General features: G+C 43.8%; 12 protein-coding genes, 1 tRNA gene and 1 rRNA gene. 4 read left to right on the top strand and 10 right to left on the bottom strand.

The genetic code is table 11. From position 1 onward, the window contains the following. Positions 1 to 666: 666 nt before the first annotated feature. From J2Z34_RS17065 to J2Z34_RS17050, 4 genes are all read right to left on the bottom strand, one after another. Positions 667 to 813 carry a YvrJ family protein gene (locus J2Z34_RS17065; RefSeq protein WP_209461078.1) on the bottom strand — a complete coding sequence of 49 codons (147 nt, stop codon included), beginning with the start codon at positions 811 to 813 and terminating at the stop codon, positions 667 to 669. A 42-nt stretch (positions 814 to 855) separates the two neighbouring features. After that, a complete protein-coding gene (locus J2Z34_RS17060; RefSeq protein WP_425348060.1) occupies positions 856 to 1,452 on the bottom strand; it encodes a DUF1836 domain-containing protein in 597 nt (198 codons plus the stop codon). A gap of 66 nt (positions 1,453 to 1,518) precedes the next feature. Further along, positions 1,519 to 2,358, bottom strand: a complete 840-nt coding sequence (gene rsmI / locus J2Z34_RS17055) for a 16S rRNA (cytidine(1402)-2'-O)-methyltransferase (protein ID WP_209461076.1) — start codon at positions 2,356 to 2,358, stop codon at positions 1,519 to 1,521. Beyond that, positions 2,355 to 3,107, bottom strand: coding sequence for a tRNA1(Val) (adenine(37)-N6)-methyltransferase (locus J2Z34_RS17050; protein WP_342453226.1), 753 nt, complete (start codon positions 3,105 to 3,107; stop codon positions 2,355 to 2,357). Before J2Z34_RS17050 ends, rsmI begins: the two co-directional genes overlap by 4 nt. A gap of 202 nt (positions 3,108 to 3,309) precedes the next feature. On the opposite strand from J2Z34_RS17050, the gene J2Z34_RS17045 reads away from it, so the two are divergent. From J2Z34_RS17045 to J2Z34_RS17035, 3 genes are all read left to right on the top strand, one after another. Continuing rightward, positions 3,310 to 4,656 carry a [Fe-Fe] hydrogenase large subunit C-terminal domain-containing protein gene (locus J2Z34_RS17045; protein ID WP_209461074.1) on the top strand — a complete coding sequence of 449 codons (1,347 nt, stop codon included), beginning with the start codon at positions 3,310 to 3,312 and terminating at the stop codon, positions 4,654 to 4,656. Between the two features lie 114 nt (positions 4,657 to 4,770). Further along, positions 4,771 to 5,304: a phosphatase PAP2 family protein gene (locus J2Z34_RS17040; protein WP_209461073.1), complete on the top strand. Its 534-nt coding sequence runs from the start codon at positions 4,771 to 4,773 to the stop codon at positions 5,302 to 5,304. Position 5,305: 1 nt separating this feature from the next. Beyond that, positions 5,306 to 5,959, top strand: a complete 654-nt coding sequence (locus J2Z34_RS17035; protein ID WP_209461072.1) for an HAD family hydrolase — start codon at positions 5,306 to 5,308, stop codon at positions 5,957 to 5,959. A 21-nt stretch (positions 5,960 to 5,980) separates the two neighbouring features. On the opposite strand, the gene J2Z34_RS17030 is transcribed toward J2Z34_RS17035, so the two are convergent. Next, on the bottom strand, positions 5,981 to 7,051 hold the full coding sequence (locus tag J2Z34_RS17030; protein WP_209461071.1) for a glycosyltransferase family 4 protein: 1,071 nt from the start codon (positions 7,049 to 7,051) through the stop codon (positions 5,981 to 5,983). A 47-nt stretch (positions 7,052 to 7,098) separates the two neighbouring features. Then, on the bottom strand, positions 7,099 to 7,848 hold the full coding sequence (locus J2Z34_RS17025) for a peptidylprolyl isomerase (RefSeq protein WP_209461070.1): 750 nt from the start codon (positions 7,846 to 7,848) through the stop codon (positions 7,099 to 7,101). A gap of 168 nt (positions 7,849 to 8,016) precedes the next feature. Here J2Z34_RS17025 and bcp point away from each other — a divergent pair, with 168 nt between their 5' ends. Further along, the gene (bcp, locus tag J2Z34_RS17020) at positions 8,017 to 8,490 is read left to right on the top strand and encodes a thioredoxin-dependent thiol peroxidase (protein ID WP_209461069.1); all 474 of its coding nucleotides are present in this window, start codon (positions 8,017 to 8,019) and stop codon (positions 8,488 to 8,490) included. A 28-nt stretch (positions 8,491 to 8,518) separates the two neighbouring features. Here bcp and J2Z34_RS17015 read toward each other — a convergent pair whose 3' ends face one another. The 4 genes from J2Z34_RS17015 to rrf form a co-directional block, all read right to left on the bottom strand. Further along, positions 8,519 to 9,103: a cysteine peptidase family C39 domain-containing protein gene (locus J2Z34_RS17015; protein WP_209461068.1), complete on the bottom strand. Its 585-nt coding sequence runs from the start codon at positions 9,101 to 9,103 to the stop codon at positions 8,519 to 8,521. A 9-nt stretch (positions 9,104 to 9,112) separates the two neighbouring features. After that, positions 9,113 to 10,021: an ROK family protein gene (locus J2Z34_RS17010; protein WP_209461067.1), complete on the bottom strand. Its 909-nt coding sequence runs from the start codon at positions 10,019 to 10,021 to the stop codon at positions 9,113 to 9,115. Between the two features lie 123 nt (positions 10,022 to 10,144). After that, positions 10,145 to 10,220 (bottom strand) — tRNA-Phe (locus J2Z34_RS17005). Between the two features lie 9 nt (positions 10,221 to 10,229). Continuing rightward, positions 10,230 to 10,347 (bottom strand): 5S ribosomal RNA (rrf, locus tag J2Z34_RS17000). Positions 10,348 to 10,383: the final 36 nt, after the last annotated feature.

Here is a 10,383-nt window from a genome sequence, read left to right as displayed (position 1 = left end):
GTACTCATTATTATCTTCATCCTCCAATTATAGACTGGGGGGGTGACATAATCACAGCACACTTACAGGGTGACATTATCACAGACCATTAAGACATGAAGAATCCTCCCCTTCATTTATCCTTTCCACTGTGATATAATCTTTTAAAACAAAAGAAAGGAGGATATCATGCAGATTCATATAGATGAAAATACAATCGAAGAGATGAAAAAACAGCTCAAGAAAGAAGGAAATATCTACAGAATAGCCATGATGGGCTTTGGCTGAGGTGGCCCGAGTTTCGAAATAGTTCAGGGTGAACTATCTAATGAGGACGAGGTATTCGAACAGGATGGAATTAAAATCGCAGCTGATGGAGACATGGCATTCTTTTTCCAGAATGTACGGATCAAGTACATCAAGACATTTTTTGGAGGCAGATTCGTTCTGATGAGCGAAAGAGGACGAGACCTATCTGCATCAGACTGCTGATATAACCTGGGACCGGAATTTTCCGGTCCTTTTGTTTAAAAAAAAGAAAGCCCCTTATAAGGAGCTTCAAAGGAGAGAGCATAAACAATTATGCTGCAAAATAATGTTGATAAAGGGGATTCTTCATATTTCCAATTTATCAGACAGAAGTTACCATTGTGTGACCCTCATGGAAATTTTGTAAGAATATTGGAATCACTTCAGGTTCTGGTCCAGTATGGTTGACAGATTGTTGATACTTACAGTCAGATTCTCCATCTTTCCCTCGATCCTTGTCAGGAGATAGATTGCCACGACCATAGGAAAACCTATGTCTGATACCGCACTTATGAGAACATCCATTTTATCACCCCTGTGATAAATATGCCGGTTTCCTCCGAAATGCTACTCTTTGGCGTCAAGAATCAGGCTTTTCACACTGGTCTTTATGAAGCTTGCTTCAGAAATGAGCGCCATCACCGCTATGAAAGTCCTTATCCTGTCCCTGTCAGATTCCTTAAGGTTCAGTGTGCTGATTATGCTCTCAAGCTTAGTGCTGCTGAATATACCCTTGCTCATGTCAAAGATATCCTTGTTCCTCTGTATGTTGTAGAAAATCTCATATGCAGTATCAAATGAAATTATGTCATCTGACCTGTCATTTATGTTATTGAATGCAAGTCTGAACACTTTTCGGATTTCTTCCATTGTAAGTACAGGCCTCATGTAGCTGATAAAGAAAAGCTCGATAAGATGTATCCTTGTATAACCCTTCTTTTTCCCATCCACGGGCTTTGTTATTATCTCATTCTTGATATAATTCTGTATTATGTTCACAGTGTATCTCTCATCTTTGAACACAGTCTCCAGGAATTCTATAACCTGGGACAGGAACAGATCATACTTCGGAAAATCCTCAAGCGGGATCAGCGTAGTCCTGGCAAGGTTCTTAACATTAAGATTAAGGTCTCCAAGATTTACGGACTTCTCCAGTTCATTCAATAGCGTCCACCCTCTCTCACAAATCATACTGTATTATACGTTTTATTTTACCATATAATCCAGATTTTAAATATCCAAACTTTCCTTATATACCTCTTTTTTCGGTATGTCTCTTTCTTTTGCGACAATCGCAATGGCATCTTTCTTGGCAATTCCCGAATCAATTATCTTCATCAGATGCTCTTTGATTGACATATTGCTGAAGGCTAGTGCTTTTTCGTCAATCAATTCCTGCCTTGTCCTTCCGGATATGCAGATCACGAATTCACCTCTTGGTTCCCTGTCTTTGAATGTTTCAACAAGTTCGCTTATCCTTCCTCTGACATGCTCTTCGTGAAGCTTGGTTATCTCCCTTGAGGCACAGGCCTCTCTGTCTCCAAGGACTTCGAGCATTGCATCCAGCGTATCCCTCAGCCTGTGAGGAGCTTCATATATTATGATCGTCTCTGTCCTGTCCCTGTACTCGGTCAGAACATCGCGCTTCTCCTTCCTTGACTTTCCAATGAATCCAAGGAAAGTATGCCTTGCTGTATAAAGGCCTGAAGAGACAAGGGCAGTCACAGCCGCGGAAGGTCCGGGCAGCACCTCGAACTCTACCCCTTCCCTAATCGCAGACTTGATTACCACTTCACCGGGATCAGATATTCCAGGCATTCCGGCATCAGTTACCAAAGCTATATTTTCGCCGTTCCTGACCCTTTCAAGTATGAAATCGCCATTTTTGACCTCATTGTGCTCCCGGTAGCCAATCAGCGGTTTCCTGATATCATACCTCGCCAGCAGCTTTGAGGTAACCCTTGTATCCTCGCATGCTATGGCATCACAGGTCTTCAGAACCTCCAGCGCCCTTAAGGTCATGTCACTTAGATTACCGATTGGGGTCGGTACTATATAAAGCTTTGTCATCTTAGATCATCTCCATAGATTTCTCTTATCTGGTCAGAATAACCGCCATTCTCAGAATGAACATATATTGGCTCTACCCATTTAAGGAATTCACCACCATATTTCTGGCCTTCTACAAGGACAATATTCGGCGCCTTGCCTAAGGTCGGGTGCACTGTCTGAATTCTCTTCGGTTCAATTTTGTGCTTCCTCATAAGCTCAAGTATATCAGCAATCCGTTCGGGCCTGTGAACCATGAATAGCCTTCCTCCATCCTTAAGCAGGATTTTTGATGCCATTATCACGTCCTCAAGCTCCAACGCAACCTCATGCCTGGCTATCGCAATGGAATCTTCAGGATTCCTGATTCCTGAATGACTTTTCTTATAAGGTGGGTTTACCGTTACAGCATCGAACGATCCGAGACCCTTCAGTAGCTTATGGTCCTTAAGGTCGCCTTCGATTATCGAAATCCTCTCCTCGAGGCTGTTGATTTTTATAGTACGATTGGCCATCGAAACGAAATCCTTCTGGATTTCAAGCCCATAAATTACAGAGGCTTCCGTCTTCCCTGCAAGGAGTACTGGTATGATTCCCGTTCCCGTGCAAAGGTCCATGACCCTAGAGCCTCTCCTTATGCTCGCGAAATGCGATAAGAGCACAGCATCCACACCGAATCTGAATCCCTTTTTCTTCTGTATTATGACTAAACCATTAAGCTGCAGATCTTCCAGGCTCTCATCCTCTTGAATCAGTATCTGGTTTCCCACAAAAACCACCTCCGTCTTTGTATATTCTATCTGTTCTGCGATGATTCCACAATGAGAAGCAATGTTTACCTCCATATCAATATGATTGTATTGAGGTGACTTGAAATAAAATATAGAATGGAGTCATAGGGTAAACTAAAAACGGTATTGGAAGGGGGGAATGGCATAGCCGGATGGAATCCCCATATGGCATGCCGTACAAATGTCAAGACATGAGGAATTGTTCAAGAAGCTTGTTTCCGCATACTATAATGACAACTTCAGGGATGTACTCACTGAAGTCCTTTCCCAGGAAAGGGAAGACCTCGATTTCTTTACAGATATCGTATCCGTTCTGTGTGGTGTCGACATAGAATATGACGACAAGTATGTAAGGAATCTTGTCCGAGCCATTACCAATTACCAGGTCAACAAGAATGTCATCGCAAAGGTCGGCGAGTGCAGCGATACCTGCATGTCACAAACCGGCAGGACAAAATGCCAAGCTATATGTCCTTTCAATGCAATAGTCAAAGATCCACTCACAAAGTCCTTTGTAATTGATGATTCCAGGTGCATCGGATGCGGGCTTTGTGTCGATGCATGTGATTCAAGTGTACTGATGGACAGAGTAGAACTACTTCCAGTAGCTTCCCACATAAAGAATGGTGAGAAGGTCATTGCTGCCGTAGCGCCGGCAATAGCAGGCCAGTTTGGCGAAGACGTAAGTCTGGACATGCTTCGCGAGGCATTCGCTAAAGCAGGGTTTGCAGACATGGTCGAGGTTGCCTTCTTTGCAGACATGCTTACACTCAAAGAAGCAGTCGAATTTGACAAGCTGGTTCAAAAACCGGGTGACCTCATGATCACCTCCTGCTGCTGTCCTATGTGGGTAGGCATGCTGAAGAAAATCTACTACGACCTTGTACCTGACTTGTCACCTTCGGTATCTCCAATGATTGCAGCTGGCAGAATCTTGAAAGAGCTTAACAAGGATGTCCGGGTTGTTTTCATAGGTCCATGCATCGCGAAAAAGACGGAGGCCAAGGATCCTGACATAGCCGGAGTCATAGACGCCGTTTTGACTTTCCAGGAAGTCAAGGTCATGTTTGAAGCTCTTGGGATAGATCCACAAAAGATGTCCGGAATTCCATCAATGGAATATGCTTCCAAAGGCGGAAGGCTTTATGCGAGGACTGGCGGTGTATCCGTGGCCGTAGGAGAAGCCATAGAGGAGATGTTCCCTCTTAAATACAGGATGTTCAAATCAATACAGGCCAATGGAGTCAAGGAGTGCAAGGACCTTCTCGACAAAGTCAAGAAGGGTGAGGCAGGAGATATATCCTTCGTTGAAGGCATGGGGTGCATAGGCGGCTGCGTCGGAGGACCTAAAGGTCTGATTCCAAAGGAGGCCGGCCTTGTATTCGTCGAAAAGACTGCTCAGGAATCTGTTATCAAGGTAGCGGCCAATTCCTTTTTGATTGATGAGATATTGGGTAGATTCGGCATACACGACAGGGAGGACTTCAAGGACCACGCAAAGACTGAGATATTTGAGAGGACATTCTAGAAAGCGGGGATTTCTCAACCCATTGCACATGATCAGGAGGCTTTAGCAGTCTCCTCTTTTTCATGCTATAATATATTGACGCAAATGCGTGAATCCATATTATTCGGAGATGCCATGATACAGAAAATAACGGAATTTGACAAGGCAGCTGTACTATATATCAACAACAGGCTCAGGACAAGGGTACTCGACTATTTTTTCATTGGTGCAACCTATCTTGGCTCTGATGTCTTCGCACTTGGTGTGATTCTTGGACTATTCTTTTTTCCAGGGCGGAACTTCAATTCATTTGCAGCCGCTGCTGCCCTTTCGCTCTTTTTCACATCGATTACTGTTGGAGTGGTAAAATTCTTTGTAAAGAGAAAGCGTCCATTTGAGAAGCTGATTAATCTGAACAGCATAAAGATTGGCGTGGACCAGTTTTCATTTCCTTCCGGTCATACTGCAGCAGCATTCACATTAGCTGCCACCGTAGCACTTCTGACATCCAACTCATTGATTTCAATCATCTACTACACGCTTGCAACTCTGGTTGCTATGTCAAGGGTATATCTCGGAGTCCACTATCCTTCAGATGTTGCAGCCGGTGCGGTTGTCGGAACTTCCTATGCTGTCGTGGTCCATTTTATGATGTTGGGGAGTGTGTAAAATGCTTGATGACGTATTAGGTGTTATATTTGACCTTGACGGGACTCTGGTGGATTCCATGTGGGTCTGGAGAAAAGTGGATGAAGACTTCCTTGTGGCGAGAAATATCGACCTTGAGCCAGAAGAGCTCATGAGAAGGATTGCCCACAAGAGCTTCCATGAGACTGCAGTCTACTTCAAGGAGACATTCAATCTCCTGGAGACACTCGACGAAATTAAAGCCCAGTGGAACAATTCGGTAAAATCCATATACCGTGATAATGTAATGCTCAAGGAGGGCGCTCTGGAAATACTTATAAAGCTCAAGGAAAAGGGCACAAAGATAGCTCTTGCAACCTCAAGCTCGGAGGAAATCCTTGAAGCGTGCCTGGAAGCGCGTCAGATAAGACAATACTTTGATGTGGTCGTTACCACTGATATGGCTGGAAAGACTAAGGTGGAACCAGATGTCTATCTCCTTGCTGCGAACAGGATGGAGCTGAGTCCATCATCTATCGCGGTCTTTGAGGACATACCTGCGGCAATGCTTGGAGCAAGGAAAGCCGGAATGAAGGTATTCGGAGTTCATGACAGCTTTTCGGAGCATCTCCATGAAGAGATAATCAGGAACTGTCATGTCTATGTCAGAAGCCTTAAAGATGTTGAGATAAACTAAGAACCAGGAAGAGGTCAATCCTCATTTCCTGGTTCTCTTGATTTCACGGTAAAAGCTGTCAAGTCTTGAAGTAAACGCTGAAAGCGTGAAAAGTAACCCAGCTCTTTTTCTGGCATTTTCTGCAAGTCGCAATCTGAGCTCATTGTCATCAAGTACTCTCACCAGAGCTTTAGCAAGCTCTTCACTGTCTTCAGGCTCAAAAAGCAGAGCACAATCATTTTCAGGTACTACCTCAGGAACTCCGCCAGTTCTTGATGCCACTACCGCAGTACCTGCAAACATCGCCTCCATGATGGATACCGGCAGTCCCTCCCATCTGGATGGGAGCACAAATACCCTTGCTTTCCTGAGATATTCACCGACATTGCCCACATTGCCCTTGAAATCAACTGTTTTCTTCAGCCCAAGTCTGTCACGAAGTTCAATAAGCTCATTCTTCATCACTCCGTCACCAAGGACCACTGCAGTATATCCTCTGTCTTTTATCATTGAGAGGGCTTCGAGAAAAACATCAACACCCTTTTCCTTGCCTCTAAGTGATGCCACAAGGATAAAATCAAACTCCTCGTTCCTGGGTCCGCTAAACCTCTTTTCGTCTGCACCGCCATAGACAATCGTGCAGTTCTGTCCTGGATAGAGCCTGCATAGCTCCTTCCTGGCTGCCTCGCTTATGACGATTACCCTATCATATATTCTGTAGCTTAAAGCCTCAAGTGGTTTTAAGAGTAAAATGCCCCTTCTCCGGTTGTTTGTTGAGTGTTCACTGAATACAAACGATATTTTCCTGAAAAACAATCTGAGGAATGCCAGATAATACTGGGGTGGAAACAGATGTGCATGAACTATGTCAGGCTTTTCAGATAAAGTCACATTTACAATCCCTCTGATTGCACCAAAAAATCTGTACTTGTCATGCAGTGCAAGGTCTATCACCTTTACTCCCGCATTCTCGAGTTCAGATTTGATCCAGCTGTCACTTGATACCAGTGTAAGTATGACGCTGGTATTCTCCCTTGAATTAAGAGCATATGCACTAAGGAGTGTCTCAGCACCTCCCACATCAAGATTATTGATTACCTGCAATATCTTCATCTCATCCTCCGGACCAAAAAGGCTCGCTATTTCAGCGAGCCTTGAGTCTACTTCAGTGTAACGTTGTATTTTGACTTCAGGTCCTCTAGAAGCTTAGTATAGTGGTCCATCTGCTTTTCCTTCAGGAGCTCAGTCCTGATGGTTTCCTTGACATCATCAAAATTCGCTGTTCCAAAGCCCTTCTTGTCTGTGGTCTTTATTATGTGGTATCCGAACTGGGTCTTTACCGGTTCCTTAGTCATTTCACCCTTTTCGAGAGCAAATGCTGCATCCTCAAACTCAGGTACCATCATCCCTCTACCAAAATCACCCAGGTCTCCACCCTGTGCCTTGGAAGGACATGATGAGAACTCTTCAGCTGCATCGCTGAAATCCATTCCATCTTCAACAATCTTCTTCAATATGTCATTTGCAAGCTCTTCGCTGTCTACAAGTATGTGGCTCGCCCTTACCGACTGTTGTCCGCCATACTTTCCGGGATTCTGGTTGAATGCAATCTCAGCATCAGCATCATCCACGCTGATTTCAGACATGATCTTATTCATGGTGCTGTTGAACCTGATCTCCTTCTCAACCTGCTCCATCTGTGTAAGGTACATCTGTTCCTTGTCGACTCCTATTTCCAGTCCAAATGCATTGATAAGCTCTATGCTAACCAGCTGCTCAAGAAGCTGCTTTCTTCCAAACTCGGATTGGAAATATGCCTTTCTTTCCGGAGGAAGCTGTTCTATTGTCCTGTCAAGAACATCCGATGTAATATCCATTCCATTAACTGTAGCCAATATCTTTTTTTCCATAATCTTCTCCTTAAATCCTTGATTGATTGTATACTTTCTTATACTAACACAAATTCCTGAAACAGTGAACCACATCGTGTTAACACAAAATATACCTTAAGACCCTAAACATGTTAATACTTTTTTGCTATCATTATTAATCATATAAGAAATAATTGGAGGTAGCATATGAAAAAGAATCTGGAGGTCGGAAGCAAAGCACCAGACTTCACTCTTACAGGCTCAGACCGCAAGGAGCACAGACTCAGCGACTATAAAGGAAAGAAGGTAATACTTTACTTCTACCCTAAGGACAATACACCTGGATGTACAATCGAGGCTGAAGGCTTCAGAGACAGCAACAGCGACCTTTCTGCCTTGAATGCAGTTATCCTTGGTGTCTCAAGGGATTCCCTCAATTCACATGACAAGTTCATAGACAAGTTCTCACTTCCATTCATCCTTTTGTCCGATCCAGACAGCGTTGTATGCGAGGAGTATGATGTCCTGAAAGAAAAGACTATGTTTGGAAAAACCTCCATCGGAATACAAAGAAGCACTTTCGTAATCGATGAGGAAGGCAAGATCATCTATATTAACAGAAAGGTTACCGCTGAAGGCCATTCAGAGGAAATTGCAACCTTCATTAGAGACATCTCATAATACTAAAATAGGGAGACATTATGTCTCCCTATTTTACGCTTATTGCCGCAATAGCAATGAACAATCTCCTGTGTGAGAGCTCATTAAGGTCAAGCTCCTCCATCCTTCCATTATTGGATACTACGACAAAGTAATCATCTGAATAGCCTGTGACAGTAACCCAGTGATTATCCAGCTCATCCTTGTAGCCCTTCATTGTACGCTTTCCTATTATAAGAGGCACAGGATTGTCCCGATCTATATTCCTTCTTATTTCTACCATTATCTTCTTAAGTCCATCGCTTTCCTTATATAGGCTGTGTATTATCCTGACAGAAGCCTTTCTTTTCCTTAGTCCGTAATATGCTATGGCGGCGAGCTTGAACCTCAGTGCGGTCGTAGGACCAAGCAGATATTTCTTGAAGAACTGCTCCTGAAGTTCCTTCACTTCCTCCTTAGAATATTTTTTCCTCGCCTCATATGCAACATAAGTATGGAGAGTCACGGATCCGCAACCGAACTTTGCGATTCCCTTCGAGCCGATATGCTGATTTCCGCCATACATTCCTCCGAAATAATCTCTCAGGTCATCCCTTATCATCATATATTTCTTATTTTCAATCACTCTTTCCAAACCAAGACCTCACTCCAATCTACCCTCTATTACCTGCTTGAAGTTATAGACAGCACCGACAAGATTAGCATCATTGTAGAACCTGCAGGTTGCCAGCTTTGGCTTGGCCATTGGTGACCTGTGGTCTGCATGGTACTTATCAAGTGAACCTTTCAGCATTTCCAGGAATGCAGGCTGTCTGCTGATACCTCCACCAATAAGTATCAGCTCTGGATCGTACATGAACTGGATATTTTCAATCTGCCGGCAGAGCTCCCGAAGATAACCTTCAAACACTTTTAATACAAGTTCATCCCTTTTCTCTATCCACTCGAATACCTTAAACCCGTCCAGCTCGTGCGGTAAGATTCCCATTGCCTTCGCTATTGGATTTAAGAATCCTCCTATTCCGCATCTGCCTGCAAACGTATCCTTACCTGAATATGGCATTCCAGGATCACCTGCATATATGAAGCTAAATTCGCCCGCACTGTGGTTCTTGCCACGATGTACACTTCCATCCTTTACTATGGCTCCGCCAATTCCTGTGCCGATGACAACCACCACAGCATCATCAACACCTCTCAGCTCGCCTTTCCAAATTTCCGCCCATGCAGCTGCCTTTGCATCATTTTCTACTGATACATCGGCTGATATCCTTGATCTTACAAGACCTGCTGCATCAGTATTGTCAAGGAATCCCAGATTCCCGCTAGTGTACATATAGCCTGTCTTGTTGTCTATTCTGCCAGGCATACTGAACGCAATACCATGAGCATCATCTCCGTATTTCTTCCAAAGAGTCTCGACCACTTCAAGGAAGTCATTAACTGACCTCATCCTGTTCGGCATTCTGTCCTTCAGAATAAATTCAGCTGATTCATCCATTACTGCATATTTTATTTCGGTTCCACCTATATCAATGGCCAGATAATTCACCAATGCACCTCCTCTATACAAATAGAATATATCACATGCGAATTTTCGTGTCTCATATATTTAAGCAAACAAAAAAAACGTCCCTAAAGACGTTTTAACTACGGCGATTCAACGAATCGCGAGTGGTGGCTTCACTCGGAATTGAACCAAGGACACGAGGATTTTCAGTCCTCTGCTCTACCAACTGAGCTATGAAGCCAAAATAAAAATCTGGCGACGACCTACTTTCCCACAGAGCTTCCCCTGCAGTATCATCAGCACCTTGAAGCTTAACCGTCGTGTTCGGAATGGGAACGGGTGTAACCCTCAAAGTTATAGACACCAGATACGAAAAACCTTAGGTTTTTCGATCCATTCGTGCA

The sequence above is a fragment of the Youngiibacter multivorans genome (assembly GCF_017873395.1).
In the GTDB taxonomy this organism is placed as follows: domain Bacteria; phylum Bacillota; class Clostridia; order Clostridiales; family Clostridiaceae; genus Youngiibacter; species Youngiibacter multivorans.
This window is presented reverse-complemented; position numbering and strand designations above follow the sequence as displayed.

Coding starts and splice junctions, on each gene's coding strand:
- J2Z34_RS17065 (WP_209461078.1), bottom strand. CDS start 813: ATGGATGTTCTCATAAGTGCGGTATCAGACATAGGTTTTCCTATGGTC.
- rsmI (WP_209461076.1), bottom strand. CDS start 2,358: ATGACAAAGCTTTATATAGTACCGACCCCAATCGGTAATCTAAGTGAC.
- J2Z34_RS17045 (WP_209461074.1), top strand. CDS start 3,310: ATGTCAAGACATGAGGAATTGTTCAAGAAGCTTGTTTCCGCATACTAT.
- J2Z34_RS17040 (WP_209461073.1), top strand. CDS start 4,771: ATGATACAGAAAATAACGGAATTTGACAAGGCAGCTGTACTATATATC.
- J2Z34_RS17035 (WP_209461072.1), top strand. CDS start 5,306: ATGCTTGATGACGTATTAGGTGTTATATTTGACCTTGACGGGACTCTG.
- J2Z34_RS17030 (WP_209461071.1), bottom strand. CDS start 7,051: ATGAAGATATTGCAGGTAATCAATAATCTTGATGTGGGAGGTGCTGAG.
- J2Z34_RS17025 (WP_209461070.1), bottom strand. CDS start 7,848: ATGGAAAAAAAGATATTGGCTACAGTTAATGGAATGGATATTACATCG.
- bcp (WP_209461069.1), top strand. CDS start 8,017: ATGAAAAAGAATCTGGAGGTCGGAAGCAAAGCACCAGACTTCACTCTT.